The organism is Pseudomonas sp. LLC-1 (assembly GCF_002992185.1).
GTDB lineage: Bacteria > Pseudomonadota > Gammaproteobacteria > Pseudomonadales > Pseudomonadaceae > Aquipseudomonas > Aquipseudomonas monteilii.
Genome location: NZ_LUVY01000012.1, coordinates 445,462 through 462,478, shown reverse-complemented (window position 1 = coordinate 462,478; position 17,017 = coordinate 445,462). Strand labels below are relative to the sequence as shown.

Here is a 17,017-nt window from a genome sequence, read left to right as displayed (position 1 = left end):
TGAAAAAAGTATCACCCGGACAGCAGTTTTTTTCCGCGCCTTACATTTCAGGACTCTACAGGATAAAGCAGGGTCCAGTAGCCATTCATGTGCGCGGACACCCGCAACGCATAGGTTGACTCCAGCATGCTCAGGCTGCGCGGGGTGTCGCTGACCGGAAAGGCCCCCGAAATGCGCAGGTCGGCAATGCGCGGATCGCAGCGAATGAAGCCGCGCTGGTAGCGCGTCAGCTCGGCAGCAAAATCAGCCAGCCGCATGTTGTCTGCCAGCAGCATGCCTTCGGTCCAGGCCGTCGCGCTGCTATCAACCGGCATCGGCCTGCCAACCGCATGAGCGTTGAAATCGGCACGTTCACCGGCCTGCACTACGGTGGCTGCATGGGCTGTTGCACGGGAAGGCTCAATCCGGATGGCCCCCTCGATAACGGCCAGGTAGGTACGCCCATCCCGTTCTCGCACGCTGAACCGTGTACCCAGCGCTTGCATGCGCCCTTCCCGTGTGCCCACCCGCAGAGGGCGCGCGGGCACTACGATATCGGGTGCTGTCTGCACCAGGATTTCACCACGAAGCAGCTGAATGAAGCGCTCGTCGGCATCGAAGCGAACGTCGATTGCCGAGTCGGTATTGAGGAAAATCTGCGTGCCATCAGCCAGCGCAAGCTGACGGCACTCGCCTATGCCCGAGCGATAATCGGCAGCCCAGCCTTGTCTGTCGGTCAGCGTCCAGCCGGCCCACCCTGCCGGGAGCACGGCCAACAGCAACGCCAATCGGCTGATCATCGCGCGACGGCCAGGGTCGGTCGGGCGGTCGAGCGCAGACATCGACAGCGCCGGGGGCAAGCCATCCAGCTTGCCCATCAGCCGCTCGGCACGTTGCCAGGCCTGCGCCCGCTCAGGGCTGCTGTTGCGCCAGGCCTGCCAGTCGGCCCTTTGCGCATCGGTGACATCACCGGCGCTCAAGGTCATCAACCACTCGGCCGCCTCTTCAAGCACCTCGGGGGCCGCCGACGTGACACGCTGGACATCAGCCATTCAGTCGACCAGCCTCAGACACTGGAGAAATGCCTGTTTCATGTAACGCTTGATGGTGATGAGCGACACGCCTAGCTGCTCGGCAATGGCTTCGTACTTCATGCCGCCCAGCTGGGACAGCAGAAACGCGCGCCTGACCAATGGCGGCAAGGTGTCGAGCATGGCGTCTATTTCGTGGAGGGTTTCCAGAATCAGCAAGCGGGACTCAGGCGAAGGCACCTCAGGCGCTGGCAGGTGCTCAAGCGCCTTGAGGTAGGCGCGCTCCAGAGACTTGCGCTGGCACCAGTTGGCAAGGATGCCCCCTGCAACACAGCTCAGGAAGGCGCGCGGTTCGTCGAACACCACCGTTTTCGAGGCCAGGATACGTGCGAAGGTATCCTGAACCAGGTCAGCCGCATCGACTGCATTGCCCAGGCGCCTGCGAAGTTTGGCATGCAGCCAGCCTTGGTGGCCGTTGTAGAGTGCCTCTACATTGCGCAGGTGATTGTCGGAACCAAGTAGCACGTCGCTCATGGGGGCGATTCTGTTTGCGCAAGTGAGAATTGTTTTCAATATTAAGGTAGCGTTTCAAGACAACGCAAGTTCAACCACCAGGACACCACCATGCCTGACCCTGAAAGCACCCTGCTCGCCAGTTGGCAGCATAACGCGCAAGCCTGGATTGAAGCCGTGCGCAGCGGCGCCATCGAAAGCCGCCGCCAGGTCACCGACCAGGCGATCCTGCTGGCCATTCTTGGCCGCCAGCCCGAACGGGTGCTGGACCTGGGCTGCGGTGAGGGCTGGCTGCTGCGCGCACTGGGTGATCGCGGGATCGAAGCCGTGGGTGTCGACGGTGACAGGACATTGGTGGATGCCGCACGGGCTGCGGGCTCGGCCGAGGTGCACCTGGCCAGCTATGCGCAGTTGGCCGAGGGCCACGTCTACGTAGGCAAAGGCTATGACCTGATCTGCGCCAATTTTGCGTTGTTGCACCAGGACATCATTCCGCTGCTGGCGGCGATGCACGACCTACTGGTGCCTGGCGGTGCGCTGGTGATCCAGACGCTGCACCCTTGGAGCATGGCGGGTGGGGATTATCAGGATGGCTGGCGGGAGGAGTCATTTGCCGGCTTCACCGGGGATTGGCAGCCAATGCCCTGGTATTTCCGTACCCTGGCCAGTTGGCTGAATGCGCTGGACATGGCAGGGTTGCGATTGGTCAGCCTGCAGGAGCCGCAGCACCCGCAGAGTGCGGTGCCGCAGTCCTTATTGATGGTGGCTGAGCGCCCTTGAGACGCTCAAGCCCCACACAGCTCAAGCTTCAGAGCACCGGCTTGCGCACCGCCCCGCTGCGGGCTTTGGCCATGGCCGCCAGGCGCACTGCCACGTTGGCCGCGCCGTAACCGGCATAGCCACCCTTGCGCTGGATGATCTCGAAGAAGAAGCGCTCCTCGAACGGTTCGGTGTACACGTGGAACAGCTCGCCGCCCTGGGCATCGCGGTCGTACAGCACGTTGTAATACGCCAGCTCGCTGAGGAACTCGTCGTCGAAATCGAAGCGTGCTGCCAGGTCGTCGTAGTAGTTCAGCGGGATTTCCAGCAACGGCACACCGGCCAGCTTGGCGCGCGCCACTTCGCGGAAGATATCATCACAATCGAAGGCGATGTGATGCACGCCCGAACCGCGGTAGCTGGACAGCGCATGGGCGATGGCGGTGTTGCGGTTTTCCGAAATGTTCAGCGGCAGGCGCAAGGTGCCGCACTGGCTACGTAGCGCGCGGCTCTTGACCAGGCCGTACGGGTCGGGCAGCACCACTTCGTCATCAGCGGCGAAATCGAACAGGCTCTTGTAGAACAGGACCCAGCTGTCCAGCGACTCGGCCGGCAAGGCCAGGGCCATATGGTCGATGCGGCGCAGGCCACCAGTGGCGGTGGCGTTCTTGTCCAGGCTGAAATCGGTATCGTACAGGGTCTGGCCGGCAGTGCCCTGTTCTACCAGGTACAGCAGGCTGCCATCCGGCGCACGCACCGCCGGTACTTCACATTCGTTAGGGCCGACCAAGCCCCGGAACGGCTGGCCACGGTAGGCAGTCGCGCGCTTCAGGGCTGCCTGCTGGTCCTTGACCCGCAGCGCGGTGGCGCACAGCGACGGGCCGTGGGCCTCGAAGAAGTTGTGGCCGAAGGAATACGGTTCGGCGTTCAACACAATGTTGATATCGCCCTGGCGCAGCAACTGCACTTCTTTGCTGCGGTGTTTGCCGGCTTCGGCAAAACCCAGGCGTTTCAGCCAGCTGGCCAGACGCGCGCCAACGGCTTCGTCAACCGCGAATTCAAGGAACTCCACACCGTCATAGGTGCTCGCCGCTGGCGGGGTGAACAGCACGCCAGGTTCGATCGGCGTGTTTTCCTGCTCCAGGCGCAGGCGGGTCTGCTCTTCGAGGTACAACAGCGAGCGGAGGCCATCAGCGGCATTTTGCCGTGGCGGCGCAGCGCGGAACCCATCGTTGAAGATTTCCAGCGATAGCGGGCCACGGTAACCGGTGGCGAGGATCGGCGCCAGAAAACCGGCCATGTCCATTTCACCCTGCCCCGGGAAGCAGCGGAAGTGGCGGCTCCACTCCAGCACATCCATGGCCAGAATCGGCGCGTCGGCCATCTGCACGAAGAAGATCTTGTCGCCGGGGATGTCGCGGATCGCGCTGGGGTCGCCCTTCAGGGACAAGGTATGGAAACTGTCGAGGATCACCCCGAGGGCCGGGTGGTCGGCCTGGCGCACCAGGTTCCACACTTGCTGGTAGGTGTTGACGTGGCGGCCCCAGGCCAGCGCTTCGTAACCAATGCGCAGGCCGCGCTTGCCGGCGTGCTCGGCCAGCAGGCGCAGGTCATCGACCAGCAACTGTTCTTCGCCCAGGGCATCGGCCTGGACGTTGCTGCACACCAGCACCAGGTCGGTGCCCAGCTCCTGCATCAGGTCGAACTTGCGTTCAGCGCGGTCGAGGTTTTTCTGCAGGCGGTCGCGGCGACAGCCTTCAAAGTCGCGAAACGGCTGGAACAGGGTAATGGCAATGCCAAGATCAGCGCACATCTGGCGCACCTGGCGCGGGCTGCCGGCGTAATAGAGCAGGTCGTTTTCGAAGATCTCGACGCCGTCAAAACCGGCGGCGGCGATGGCTTCGAGCTTTTCCGGCAGGGTGCCGCTCAAGGACACGGTAGCGATCGAACGCTGCATGGCGGGAGTTCCTTGTTGTTAGAAAATGACGGTGCCAGTCAGGTAAAAACCACTGTCACAGTTTATGGCACGATCGATTATTCGCAGGTAAAGTCGCCGCTTCAATCTCTTTGTACGGAATGGTTAGTTTTGCGTTCGATTATCGCACAAAACCCAATTTAGCGAATTGCTAGACCGCAGCCCCAGGGTCAACATGACACCCAGACGCAGACACACCGACCACTGCCTCCTGCCTTGGCGAACGTATGGCGGAACCTGCGCAAACAACAATAACAACGGAGACAACGATGGCTCACTCCAGCTCGCAAGCCAAAAAAGCGACCGCCAGTGGATGGATAGGCTCGGCACTCGAGTACTACGACTTCTTCATCTACGCCCAGGCCGCTGCGCTGATTTTCCCGCAGATCTTCTTCCCCAATACCGACCCGAAAATGGCCATCATTGCCTCGTTGGCCACGTACGGTGTGGGCTACCTGGCGCGCCCGGTCGGCGCCTTCGTACTGGGCCACTGGGGTGACACTCGCGGGCGCAAGAACGTCCTGCTGCTGTGCATGTTCCTGATGGGCCTGTCGACCATGGCCGTCGGCCTGCTGCCCACCTACCACGACATCGGTTACCTCGCACCGGCCTTGCTGGTGGTGCTGCGCCTGATCCAGGGCTTTGCCGTGGCCGGGGAAATCTCCGGTGCCAGTTCCATGATCATGGAGCACGCGCCATTCGGCCGAAGAGGCTATTACGCCAGCTTTACCCTGCAAGGCGTGCAGGCTGGCCAGGTACTGGCAGCGGCGGTGTTCCTGCCACTGGCCTACTTCATGCCTAGCGAAGCCTTCACCGAATGGGGCTGGCGCATTCCGTTCCTGATGAGCGCCATTGTGCTGATTGCCGGTTTCATCATCCGTAAGGAAGTGCACGAAACCCCGGCGTTCGTGAAGGAAGAGAAGCAGGACAAGGTTGCCAAATCGCCCATCAGCGAGGCCTTCCGCCACAGCTGGAAGCACATGGTGCTGGTGATGTTCATGGCCCTGATGAACGTGATCCCGGTGGTGGCCACCATCTTCGGTGCGGCCTACGCGGTGCAGCCGGCCTATGGCATCGGCTTCGACAAGAGCGTGTACCTGTGGATCCCGGTAGTCGGCAACATCGTCGCGGTGCTGGTGATTCCGTTCGTGGGTAACCTGTCGGACAAGATCGGCCGTCGCCCGACCATGATCGCCGGTTGCCTGGGCTCTGGCCTGCTGGCGTTCGTCTACCTGTATGCAATCAGCATCCAGAACGTGCCATTGGCATTCACCGCCTCGATCGTGATGTGGGGCATGGTCTACCAGGGCTATAACGCGGTGTTCCCAAGCTTCTACCCAGAGCTGTTCCACACCCGCTACCGCGTTTCGGCCATGGCCATCGCACAGAACATCGGCACCATGCTGACCGCCATGCTGCCGGCGCTGTTCGCCCTGGTCGCACCGCCTGGCTCGGACAACATCCCGCTGGTGGTGGGTAGCCTGGCGTTCTTCATTACCTGCGTGTGCGCCCTGGCGGCCTACATTGCACCTGAAACCCATCGCCTGGCGATGGAAGACCTCGGTAACCCGGACGCCAAGCCGATGGAAAAGGATGCTTACGAGGCTAGCCGTAAAGGCAGCTTTCAGGCAGTGAGCCACTGACAGATGGCCGGGGCCGCGTTGCGGCCCCGGCACTTTCAACCTTCAACCACTTCCTGCAAGCGCGCCCACAGTCGCTCGACATCCCCTCGCTCAGTCGGCAGGGCACCAATCGAAACCCGCACCATCCACCGCCCATCCAGTGTCGCTGGCGTCACATAGGCATCGCCAGAAGCATTCAGCCGGTCGGCCCACCCCTTGGTATGCGCATCCAGTGCCTCCCCCTCCAGCCCCGCCGGTCGATGGCGAATGCACAGGGTCTGCAACTGCACCGGTGCCAACACCTCCCACTCAGCCGCCGCCCCAACCTGCTCCGCCAGCCATCGGGCATTGTCCAGATCGCGCCGCAACCGCGCCTGCAATGCGTCAACGCCCTCGCTGCGCAGCATGAACCACAGTTTCAACGCGCGGAACCGCCGGCCCAGCGGGATGCCCCAGTCACGCAGGTTCTTCACCTCGCCATCCACCGCCGATTGCAGGTAGCTGGGGTTGGTGCTCATCACCCGAATCAGGTGCTGCGGATCGCGCACGTAATAGATCGAGCAATCGAAGGCCACACCCAGCCACTTGTGCGCGTTGACCACCACCGAATCGGCCAGCTCGATGCCATCCCACATCCAGCGGCACTCAGGCAGGATCATCGCGGAACCGGCCATGGCCGAGTCCACATGCAGCCACAAGCCATGGGCCTGGGCGATTTCACCGATCGGGCGCAGCGGGTCAAGGGCGGTGGTGGTCGTGGTGCCAGTGGTGGCCACAACCGCGCAAGGTTGGTTGCCTGCAGCCAGGTCCTGCTCGATCGACACCCGCAAGGCCTCTGGACGCAAGGCGTAATGTTCGTCTGTGGGGATGAGGCGGATATTGTCGCGGCCAAAACCCGCCAGCAGCGCGGCCTTGTCTACCGAGCTGTGGGCATGGGCACTGACATACACGATCAAAGGCCTGGCTTCGGCCTGCAGGCCGCCGCGTACCAAGGCGTAGTCGGTGGCGCGTTCACGGGCACTGATCAGCGCCACCAGGGTGCTGGTCGACGCGGTGTCCTGGATCACCCCGCTCCACTGGCCAGACAGGCCCAGCAGCTGACGCAGCCAGTCGAGGGTGGTTTCTTCCAGCTCGCTCAGTGCCGGGCTGGATTGCCAAGACAGGCCAAGCACGCCCAAGCCGGTGCTGAGGAAATCGCCCAATACGGAAGACAGGGTGCCATTGGAGGGGAAGTAGCCGTAGAAGTCCGGGTGCTGCCAATGGGACAGGCCGGGCATGACCAGCTGGTTGACGTCATCGAGGATGGCCTCGAAGGGTTCGCCCTGCTGGGGGGCGGTTTCAGGCAAAGCAGCCTTGAGGTAGCCGGGCTCGACCTGAGCCATGACCGGGCGTTCGCCGACGGTCTGGCGGTAGTCGGCGATCAGGTCGATCAGTTGGTGGCCGTACTGGCGGAATTGTTCGGGGGTCACGTGGGGGCTCCTGTGATTTTTCCACTGCCCCCAGTCTAGGCACCTGTGCCAAAGCGAATAACCCCGCCTTGCGCATACCTGCTATGGCAAACCCGCATGCCCACCCTGCACGCCAAACTGCGACTGTCGCCACAGCTCGAACACCCGGTTGCGCAACCAGCGGTGCTCGGCCGAGGCCTGCAGGCGCTGGTGCCACACCACCCAGTAGCGCTGGCTGTGGTCGATGAAACCCAGCGGCCGCCAGGCCAGATCATGCAAGCGGCACAGTTGCCGGGCAATGTGCTCGGGCACGGTCGCCACGGCCTGGCTGTTGGCGATCACCTGCACAGTGGCGGAGAAAAACGGCACTTCCAGGCTGACCCGCCGCTGCAAGCCTTGGGCGCGCAGGTGGCGGTCGATGAAGCTGTCCTTGTCGCCGCCGCCGGAAATACGTACATGCTTGTGCGCCAGGTAATCACCCTGGCTGAGTGCGACATGGGCAGCTAGCGGGTGGTCACGACGCATCAGGCACACGGCGCGGTCCTCGCCCAGCAGACGCCCGTGCAGGTTGGGCGGTGACTCGTCGAACAGGGTGGTGGCCAGGTCAATCTCGCCGCTGGCCAGCAAGGCGTACTGGCCGGCCTGCCAGGTACGGTACTCCAGCGATACGCCCGGTGCTTCACGCTCCAGCGCGGCCACCAGCAGCGGCAGCATGTGCTCGGCCACGTAGTCCGAAGCAGCCAGGCAGAAACGCCGCTCGCAGCGTGCCGGGTCGAACACGGCGGGCTGACGCAGAGCCTGTAGTTCTTCGAGAACCTGGCGCAGGGGTTCGACAAGGGCTTCGGCGTGTTCGCTCAATACGTAGCCACGGCCCTGGCGTACCAGCAGCGGATCGTCGAAAGCTTCGCGAAGGTGGGCCAGCTGGCGGCTCAGGGCCGACTGGCTGACGCCCAGGCGCTCGGCGGCGTGGCTGAGGTTTTTCAGCTGTAGCAGGTGGTCGAGGGTGCGCAGGTGGGCGAGGCTGAGGGAGGCGAAGGTGGGGTTCATGCAGGCTCCCTTCTAGTGAATCGACTGGCCCAATCGCCGGCAAGCCAGCTCCCACAGGTACAGCACAACCTTGAAGGTTTGTGCTGTACCTGTGGGAGCTGGCTTGCCGGCGATTGGGCCGCAAAGCGGCCCCGGAAAAGCAGATCAGTCAGTCAGACCAACGTACACGTTCTGCACGTCATCGTTCTCGTCGATCGCCTCGAGGAACGCTTCCACCTCAGCCAATGCGTCAGCGCTCAGGCTGGCCGCACTCACCGGGTTTTTCGGGGTGTAGCCAATCTTCGCCGAGGTCACGGTAAAGCCATGCTCCGGCAGGGCCTTCTGTACCGCGTCCAGGTCGGTGGTGTCGGTAATGAACAGGGTCGAACCCTCTTCTTCACCTTCCTCGAAATCCTGGGCGCCGGCTTCGATGGCTGCCATTTCCGGGTCGGCGTCGCCTTCCGGCGTGGCTTCGATCAGGCCGACGTGGTTGAAGTCCCAGGCCACCGAACCACTGGCACCCAGCTGGCCCTTGCGGAACAGTACGCGGATTTGCGCGACGGTACGGTTGACGTTGTCGGTCAGGCACTCGACGATCAGTGGCACCTGGTGCGGTGCAAAGCCTTCGTAGCTGACGGCGTGGTACTGCACGGCATCACCGTCCAGGCCCGCGCCCTTGCGAATCGCACGCTCCAGGGTCTCGCGGGTCATCGAGGCCTTTTTGGCTTGCACGATGGCCAGGCGCAGGCGCGGGTTCATGTCAGGATCGGCGCCCGACTTGGCCGCGATCTGGATTTCCTTGGACAGCTTGCCCATGACCTTGCCTTTGGCATTGGCCGCTGTTTCTCTATGTTTGGCTTTCCACTGTGCGCCCATGTCGACTCTCTTGTTTCAGCGGCCGGTTCAGGAAGCGACCGGCCAAAAGTGGGTGCATTTTATACGCCCTCACGCATGGGATCGACAAGAAATCTCATCAGCCTTTATCGGCCTTGCCTGCTGCCGCGGCAAACCGCGCCAGACGCACATCCAGCCGTCGTGGCCGCATGCCGAGGTCTTCGGCGCGCTCCTTGCGGCGGATGGCATTGCGCACCATCAGCGAACCCAGGTAACGCACCGGCTCGGGCGGGAACAGCCCCAGCGGCCCCTTGACGAGCGGCGAACGGGTCCATGGGTTATCCAGCCCCAGCGCCAGCGACGACAGAATCTGCCCGCCCATGTGGCACGGCCCAACGCCACTGCCGGAATAGCCAAAGCCATAGAACACGTTGCCCTGCCCGTCCAGCCGGCCAAAAAACGGCAAGCCGGTCACCGAGCGGTCCGACGGCCCGTTCCAGCTGGCCGCCAGCGGCACTTCGGCCAAGGCCGGGAAAAACCCGCCCAGGCTTTCGCGCAGCAGCGGCCGGTATGGCGACGGCTGGTCGAACACCGGCAGCATGCGCCCGCCATAGGCAAAGGTATTGCCGCCTTTGCCAAGCATCAGCCGGCCATCGGAGGTGTTGTGGTAGTAGTGCACGAAAATGCGCGAGTCGAGCACGCTGATGCCACTGTCCAGGCCAATCTCGCGCAACAGCTCGGGGCACGGCTCGGTAATTACCATGTCGCTGGAAACGATCGCCACGCTGCGCTCGAACTGCGGGAAAGCCCGCGCCATCCAGGCATTCAGGCCCAGCACCACGCGGTCGGCGCGCACCGTGCCATGGGCCGTGCGCACCTGCACCGGGGCGCCGTGTTCCAGGCCACTCATGGCCGTGCCTTCATGAATGCGCACGCCGCGCTGTAACGCCACCCGGCGTAGGCCACGCACCAGCTTGCCCGGCTGCACCGTGGCGGCAGCTGGCGAGAACCAGCCCTCCAGGTGCCGTGCCGAACCCGCCAGACGCCGGACTTGGTCCAGCGGCAGGCGGCGAAACGAGTTGATGCCCTTCTGCTCCAGCGCCGCGATCACTGCATCGGTGGCGCCGACCTGAGCGGCGTTGGTGGCGGTGTACAACGTGCCATCCAGGCGGTAGTCGCAGTCGATGCCGTTGGCCGCGCAGAACGTACCGATATCACCGATGCTGCGTTCCGACTCGCGCACCAGGCGCACCGCCTCGGCCACCCCGAACAGGCGTTCGAGGGTGAAGTACTTGGCCGACCAGGACAATGCGCAACCGCCGTTGCGGCCACTGGCGCCGGCGCCGCAGATATCGGCTTCGATCAGCACGACATCCAGCGCCGGCACCACTTCCTTGAGCATCAGCGCCGTCCACAGGCCGGTGTAGCCGCCGCCGACGATGCACACATCGCAACGGGTATCGCCTTGCAGCGGTGGGCACACCGCCTCCTGCGCCGAATCCAGGGCCTGTTGCAGCCAGAAGGGTCTCATTCGCTCGCTTTCCTTTAGGTACGCAGTGGCTTGATTGCCATGCTGGTATTCGGTGCCACGTCAGCGCTTTGCGGGGTGCTGGCCGGGCGGCTGTTCCAGTGCGGCAGCAGCACCAGCGCCGAGAACAACGCGCAGCCGGCGAACACGATAAACACCGTGACGCCATCGAAGTACCCCGGCAGCAGCCCACCCAGCACCGCCCCCACCGAACCACAGCCGTTGACGAAGCCCGCTGCAGTCGCACCGGCCTTGGCGGTGCCGAAGTCGATGGCCGCCGCGCCGCTGATCATCGAATCTGGCCCGTACAGGGTCAGGCCCATGACGAACAGCAACGCCACCACCAGCATCACGCTACCGGTGTGCATGGCCGCCATGAAGGCCGCCAGGGTCACCGTCAGCAACACCAGGCTGATCACGCAAGCCGGCATGCGGCGGGCGCCGAACAGTTTGTCGGAGGCCAGGCCAATGATGATCGGGCCCAGCAGCCCGGCCAGTTCGAAGGCGGTCGGGATGATTGCCGCACCCACCTTGCCCACCGAAGGCATCTGCTCGAAGACGATCACCGGCCCCCACAGCAAGATGGCGTAGCGCGCGGGCTTGAGCAGGAAGTACGCCAGGCCTAGCGTCAGCACGGTGCGGTTGCGCAGGATCTCTTTCAGCGGCGCCCACACACTGCACAGGTTGCCGGCCGGGGCCATGCTCTGCGGCTCGGGCTCTACCGCCGGCAGGCCGACATCTTCAGGTTTGTTGCGCTGCAGGATGAAGAACAGCACGGCCACCAGCGCCACCACGGCGGCACTGGAGAAGAACGCCGCGTGCCAGGTGCCGACCAGTGTGTAGGCCCACCAACCCGCGAACGGCGAAGCCACCAGGCCGCCGAAGGCATAGCAGGAACTCCACAACCCCAGTACCCGCCCGCGCTGCGAAGCCGGGAAGAAGCTGCCGATGTTCTTGCACAACCCGGCCCAGCCGGTGGACTGCGCCAGGCCCTGCACCAGCATGCAGGTGGCAAAGATCGGGAAGGTGGCGTAACTGCCCATCACCACCGCCGCCACGGCGGAAATCAGCAACCCGCCCAGCACCACCACCCGAGGGCCAAAACGGTCGGCGAGCATGCCCCAGGTGAACTGGCCCACGGCATAAGCGGCCAGGTAGATGGCGTCGAGGTTGGCCATGGCGGCTTTGTCGAGCATGAAGTTGGGGTCTTCGGCGATGCCCAGCTTGGCCACCGAGAAGGCTTTGCGGGTGAAGTAGAAGGCGGCGTAGGCCAGCCAGGTGATGGCGAAAATCTGGATGCGCCAGCGTTTGAACGCGGCTAGTGATTGATTCATGTACGTCTGACCTCTTGCTCAAGTGTGCCGGCAGAATGTGAAGAAACGCCTGTCTTGTTCTTGTGTTACGCACAGCGATGACAAGGCTGTCATCGGGTCAGATGGCACCGTGTGGGCACCATGGCCCTGGCGGCATTCGTGGTGCCAGCGTCGGGCTGACATGCATGGAAACAGTTGCGCTAAGATAAATAAAATCGATTTATCGTATTTCACACATAAGCTCAGCTTGTTACTGAGGTGGTCATGTCGGTTTCCCACGCACAACTCAAGGCCTTTCATGCGGTGGCCGTGCACGGCAGCTTTACCCGCGCAGCGGAAAAGCTGTTTCTTACCCAGCCTGCGGTGTCGGACCAGGTGCGCAAGCTGGAGGAACGCTTCGGCGTTTTGCTGTTCCACCGCAACAAACGTTCGGTGCAGTTGACCGACCTCGGTGAGCGCTTGCTGGGCATCAGCCAGCGCCTGTTCGCCTGCGAAGCCGAGGCCCATGACCTGCTGCAGGATTCGCGTGCCCTGCACACCGGCAGCCTGGTGCTGGCGGTGGATGCGCCGGTGCACGTGCTGCCGCAGATCGCCCGCTTCTGCCAGCGCTACCCGGGCATCCAGGTGAAGATCGAGACCGGCAACACCGATGAGTCGCTGGCCCGGCTGTTCAGCTACCAGGCCGACCTGGCGCTGCTGGGACGGGATGTGGACGATGAGCGGCTGCATTGCCTGCCGCTGCGCCGCGACCCGATGGTGGCGTTCGTTTCCCACCACCACCCCTGGGCCAGCCGTGGTTCGATCAGCCTGGCCGACCTGGACGACACACCGCTGGTGCTGCGCGAGCCTGGCTCGGTGACGCGCCAGACCCTGGAAGAAGAAATGCAGCGGGCCGGGCTGCGGATTCGCCCGGCGATCCAGGTGGAAGGCCGCGAGGCGGCGCGGGAAGCGGTGGTGGTGGGGATTGGCGTGGGGGTGGTGTCGGCGGCGGAGTTTGGCGCCGATGCGCGGGTGTGTGCGCTGCCGATTGTGGATTGCCAACGGCATTTGACCGAGACGCTGGTTTGCCTTAGCGAACAGCGCACGCGACGGGTGGTGGCGACCTTTTTGCAAATGGTCGAGGAAGGGATGTAAACCTGTGCCGGCCTCTTCGCGGGCTTGCCCGCTCCCACAGGTACTGCACAGCATTCAAAACCTGCGGTGATCCTGTGGGAGCGGGCAAGCCCGCGAAGAGGCCGGCACAGGCAACCAACTATGCTGGGGTAACTTCAACCCCTGGCACACTGCCCATGTTCTACCGCCTTGCCGCCGACGCCCTGGTCCTCCTGCATCTGGCCTTCATCCTGCTGGTGCTGTTCGGCGGCCTGCTGGTGCTCAAGTGGCGCCCCGCCCTGCTCGTCCACTTGCCAGCCCTGGCCTGGGGCCTTGCGGTGGAGTGCCTGCACCTGGGCTGCCCGCTCACCACCTGGGAAAACCGCATGCGTAGCGCGGCGGGTGACGCAGGCTACCAAGGCGGTTTCGTCGAGCACTATATCTGGCCGCTGATCTACCCCGCCGGGCTGACGCCGCACATTCAGCTGCTGCTGGGTTGCGTTGTGCTGCTGCTCAACCTTGGCGTTTACAGTTACGTGGCCTGGCGCTGGCGCCACCCTAGCGGGTAGCGATCACGAACAAGCGCGGGAACGGCAGCAGCACCTTGCCATCGGTGGCCGGTGGGTAGTCTCGCTGCATGGCCTGCAGGTACATCTGCAGGAAGTCGGCCTGCTCCTGTTCATCAAGCCTGGCCAGATAAGGCCGCAGGGCCGAACCCTTGAACCACTCCACCACCGCTTCGGCGCCACCCGGCAACGGGTGGTGATAGGTGGTGCGCCACACATCCACCCGCGCGCACAGCGGGCTGAGCAGGTCGTAGTAGAACGCTGCGCTGTGCCGTGGTGGCAGCTGGAAATCGGCGAACTTGGCCGCCCAGGGGCCTTGGCTGGCAATCTCGCGCAATTGCCGGTGCGCCGGTTCGTCGAGGTTGTCCGGGGTCTGCACGGCCAGGCTGGCGCCTTCGCTCAACTGGCGCACCAGGTGCGGGTACAGCGAGGCGTGGTCGGGTACCCATTGCAGCGAGGCATTGGCCAGGATCAGGTCTTGCGGTTCCGGGGCGGACCAGCCGGCGATGTCCGCGATGGCCGTGCGTACCCGGGGGATGCACAGCCGTTTGCGCTCACGGGCCTTGTCGATCATGTCCGGGTCGCTGTCCAGGGCGATTACCTGGGCATCGGGGTAGCGTTGCAGCAGCACTTCGGTGGAATTGCCCGGGCCGCAGCCCAGATCGGTGGCGTGGCGTACCGGGCGCGGCGGGGTCGGGATGGCAGCAAGCAGGTCGCGCACAGCGCGGGTGCGTTCATCTTCGAACAGGGAATACTGGGTGGCGGACCAGGCCATGTGAGGCTCCTTGGGACGGACAATGTTCTCAGCATATGCCATCTGTCGCCGGTGAGGGCCCTATCTCCGGCAATAGGGCCGCACTTGCAATCAGAAATCCCAGCGGGTGGTCACCATGACGTTGCGCGGTTCGCCGTAATAGCCACTGTAGAACGTGGTATCCAGCGCACTGAGGTACTTCTTGTCGAGCAGGTTGTTCACGTTCAGCGTGGTCGAAAGCTGGTCGGTGATCTGGTAGCGGCCCATCAGGTTGAACACGGCGAACTGCCCTTGCTTGGCCTTGACGGTGCCCAACTCGCTTGGTGTGGCAGTGAAATGGGTGCCGCTCTGCCAGTTCATCCCGCCCCCCACGGTCAGGCGTTCCAATTCACCCGGCAGGCGGTACGTGGTCCACAGCTTGACCATGTTGGCCGGAAACACGGTGTTGATGCGCTCACCATCAGCATCCTTGATGATGCTGTGGTTGTAGCTGGCGCTGAGGTTCCAGCCTGGCTGCAGTTCACCACTGGCCTCCACCTCGAAGCCACGCGTTGTAGCGCCGGAAATGGCGCGATACGCGGCAGTGGTGGTACCTGGCACGACCTGCCCCGGGTCGACCACGGCCAGGTTGTCCTGCTTGATCTCGAACGCCGCGACACTGGTTTGCAGGCGCCCGCCAAAGTACTCGCTCTTCAGGCCGACTTCGTAGTTGTCGCCTTCACGCGGCGCCAACGTTGCACCGCTGGCATCACGCACCGTCTGCGGCTTGAAGATGCTGGTGTAGCTGGCATACACCGAATGGATGTCGTCAAGGTCGTAGACCACGCCGGCATAGGGCGTTACTACGCCGCTTTCACGGTTGCCCGGGATCTTGTTCGGCTGGGTGGTGAGGTCGTAGCGGTAACGGTAATTGCTGACCCGGGCCCCAAGGATGACCGACAAATCGTCGGTGGGTCGCAGACGCGTGGCCAGGTAAGTGCCGCTCTGGTAGATGCTGGTGTCGCCGTCGTACAGCTTGCCGTTACCGGTGTTGGGCTTGGTGGTGTAGTTGTCCCAGGTGTAGAAATTGACCCGCGTACCTTCGATGGCGGTGCCACGCAGTGGGTCGTGGTGGTTCTGGTAGCGGGAGAAGTTGTAGCCCAGCACCAGCTCGTGCTCGCGGCCGAACGCCTGGAATGGGCCCTTGAGCTGGGCATCCACGCCAACCTGCTTCTGCCAGGTGCTGCCGGCACCGCCGTAAAGGCGCACGCCTTCGCCGGTCTGCTTGTCGGGGAAGCCCCAGCTGGCGGTCGCCAGTTGGTAGTCGTCGCGGTTGATGTACATCTGGTTCACCGCCACCCGCAGGCTCCAGTCGTGGCCCAGTTGCTGCTCAATGCTGGCGAAGGTGTTCAACGCGTCCTGAGGGTTGCTGCTCCAGCGTGCGGCGCTGTTGGTGGAACGGGAAAAATCGGTTTGCTCGCCGTTGCTGTAGAACAGCGGGAACGCCACCGACGACGAACCCTCCGGGCGGTTGCGTTGATAGTCAGCCCCCACAGTGAGCAAGGTGCTGTCGCTTAGGTCGGCTTCAAGGATGCCGTAGAACACCTGCTTTTCCTGGTGATAGTGGTCAACGAAGCTGTCGTTCTGCTGGTAGGCGGCGACCATGCGCCCGCGCACATTGCCGGTAGGCGTCAGCGGACCGGACAGGTCGACCTCGGTGCGGTACTTGTTCCACGACCCCAGCCCCGCACTGACATGCCCCTTGAATTCAGCGGTGGGCCGCTTGCGCACCAGGTTGATGGTGGCCGACGGGTCACCTGCGCCGGTCAGCAGGCCGGTGGCCCCCCGTAATACCTCGACATGATCGTAGATGGCCATGTCGGCCAGGCTCTGGGCTGATACCTGGCTGACGATATCAAGGGTGGTGGGGATGCCGTCGAACTGGTAATTGTCGACCGAGTAGCCACGCGAATAGATATTGAAACGCTCGCTGCCCAGGCTTTGCACCGACAGACCTGGGGTTTGCTGCAAGACCTCGGTGAGGTCGTTCAGGCCTTGGTCGTCCATGCGCTGGCGGGTGACCACGCTGATCGACTGTGGTGTTTCACGCGGCGACAGGTTCAGGCCAGTACCGGCGCGCGTGGTGCCCAGGGTGTAGGCGCCGGTGCCGTCTGTGCTGTTGCTGTAGCGCTGGCTGTCGATGTTGGTAGCACCCAGCTCCAACGCGGTGCCACTGGCCGGCGCGCCAATCAGGTAACCCTCCCCGGCACGCTGCAGCTGCAAGCCCGAGCCTGCCAGCAGCTGTTGCAAGGCCTGCGCGACACTCATGCGCCCTTGCACGGCGCCGGCCTGCCGGCCCTCGGCGGCATCGGTGGAAAACAGGATGCGGGTGCCGGTTTGCTGGGCCAGGGCGTTTAGCGAGCGGTCCAGACGTTGTGCCGGGATATCCAGGGCGAAGATGGCGTCCTGCGCCTGGACGCTGGCGCAAGTAAACAGGCTGGCGGCCAGAAGCGTCAGCGGTGAGAGGTGGTTACCCATGTGTTCCCCATACGATTCAAGTGACTTCATGGGAATGGCGATTGGGCATGGGCGGATGTT

General features: G+C 63.6%; 14 protein-coding genes. 4 read left to right on the top strand and 10 right to left on the bottom strand.

The window, feature by feature from the left end; translation table 11 throughout:
• Positions 1–47: 47 nt before the first annotated feature.
• Positions 48–1,031 carry a FecR domain-containing protein gene (locus A0O30_RS13065; RefSeq protein ID WP_105946779.1) on the bottom strand — a complete coding sequence of 328 codons (984 nt, stop codon included), beginning with the start codon at positions 1,029–1,031 and terminating at the stop codon, positions 48–50.
• A complete protein-coding gene (locus A0O30_RS13060; protein ID WP_105946778.1) occupies positions 1,032–1,544 on the bottom strand; it encodes a sigma-70 family RNA polymerase sigma factor in 513 nt (170 codons plus the stop codon). It abuts the gene before it with no gap.
• A 90-nt stretch (positions 1,545–1,634) separates the two neighbouring features.
• Between A0O30_RS13060 and A0O30_RS13055 the strand changes: the two genes are divergently transcribed.
• Positions 1,635–2,303 (top strand): bifunctional 2-polyprenyl-6-hydroxyphenol methylase/3-demethylubiquinol 3-O-methyltransferase UbiG, encoded by a 669-nt coding sequence (locus A0O30_RS13055; protein ID WP_105946777.1) that lies wholly within the window; start codon positions 1,635–1,637, stop codon positions 2,301–2,303.
• Positions 2,304–2,331: 28 nt separating this feature from the next.
• Here the strand turns inward: A0O30_RS13055 and quiC are convergent, their stop codons facing one another.
• Positions 2,332–4,239 carry a 3-dehydroshikimate dehydratase QuiC gene (quiC, locus tag A0O30_RS13050; protein WP_105946776.1) on the bottom strand — a complete coding sequence of 636 codons (1,908 nt, stop codon included), beginning with the start codon at positions 4,237–4,239 and terminating at the stop codon, positions 2,332–2,334.
• A gap of 287 nt (positions 4,240–4,526) precedes the next feature.
• Here quiC and A0O30_RS13045 point away from each other — a divergent pair, with 287 nt between their 5' ends.
• The gene (locus A0O30_RS13045; protein WP_105946775.1) at positions 4,527–5,900 is read left to right on the top strand and encodes an MFS transporter; all 1,374 of its coding nucleotides are present in this window, start codon (positions 4,527–4,529) and stop codon (positions 5,898–5,900) included.
• Between the two features lie 35 nt (positions 5,901–5,935).
• On the opposite strand, the gene A0O30_RS13040 is transcribed toward A0O30_RS13045, so the two are convergent.
• From A0O30_RS13040 to A0O30_RS13020, 5 genes are all read right to left on the bottom strand, one after another.
• Positions 5,936–7,348 (bottom strand): DOPA decarboxylase, encoded by a 1,413-nt coding sequence (locus A0O30_RS13040; RefSeq protein ID WP_105946774.1) that lies wholly within the window; start codon positions 7,346–7,348, stop codon positions 5,936–5,938.
• An 81-nt stretch (positions 7,349–7,429) separates the two neighbouring features.
• Positions 7,430–8,374, bottom strand: coding sequence for a LysR family transcriptional regulator (locus A0O30_RS13035; RefSeq protein ID WP_105946773.1), 945 nt, complete (start codon positions 8,372–8,374; stop codon positions 7,430–7,432).
• Between the two features lie 144 nt (positions 8,375–8,518).
• Positions 8,519–9,229: a YebC/PmpR family DNA-binding transcriptional regulator gene (locus tag A0O30_RS13030; RefSeq protein ID WP_019097814.1), complete on the bottom strand. Its 711-nt coding sequence runs from the start codon at positions 9,227–9,229 to the stop codon at positions 8,519–8,521.
• 97 nt (positions 9,230–9,326) lie between these two features.
• Positions 9,327–10,718 carry an FAD-dependent oxidoreductase gene (locus tag A0O30_RS13025; RefSeq protein WP_105946772.1) on the bottom strand — a complete coding sequence of 464 codons (1,392 nt, stop codon included), beginning with the start codon at positions 10,716–10,718 and terminating at the stop codon, positions 9,327–9,329.
• 14 nt (positions 10,719–10,732) lie between these two features.
• Positions 10,733–12,049 (bottom strand): MFS transporter, encoded by a 1,317-nt coding sequence (locus tag A0O30_RS13020; protein ID WP_019097816.1) that lies wholly within the window; start codon positions 12,047–12,049, stop codon positions 10,733–10,735.
• Positions 12,050–12,292: 243 nt separating this feature from the next.
• Here A0O30_RS13020 and A0O30_RS13015 point away from each other — a divergent pair, with 243 nt between their 5' ends.
• Positions 12,293–13,162, top strand: coding sequence for a LysR substrate-binding domain-containing protein (locus tag A0O30_RS13015; protein WP_025752728.1), 870 nt, complete (start codon positions 12,293–12,295; stop codon positions 13,160–13,162).
• 155 nt (positions 13,163–13,317) lie between these two features.
• The gene (locus tag A0O30_RS13010; RefSeq protein ID WP_105946770.1) at positions 13,318–13,689 is read left to right on the top strand and encodes a DUF2784 domain-containing protein; all 372 of its coding nucleotides are present in this window, start codon (positions 13,318–13,320) and stop codon (positions 13,687–13,689) included.
• Here A0O30_RS13010 and tam read toward each other — a convergent pair.
• The gene (gene tam / locus A0O30_RS13005) at positions 13,679–14,461 is read right to left on the bottom strand and encodes a trans-aconitate 2-methyltransferase (RefSeq protein WP_105946769.1); all 783 of its coding nucleotides are present in this window, start codon (positions 14,459–14,461) and stop codon (positions 13,679–13,681) included. The genes A0O30_RS13010 and tam overlap by 11 nt on opposite strands.
• Positions 14,462–14,551: 90 nt before the next feature.
• Positions 14,552–16,957, bottom strand: a complete 2,406-nt coding sequence (locus tag A0O30_RS13000; RefSeq protein WP_105946768.1) for a TonB-dependent siderophore receptor — start codon at positions 16,955–16,957, stop codon at positions 14,552–14,554.
• Between the last annotated feature and the right edge of the window lie 60 nt (positions 16,958–17,017).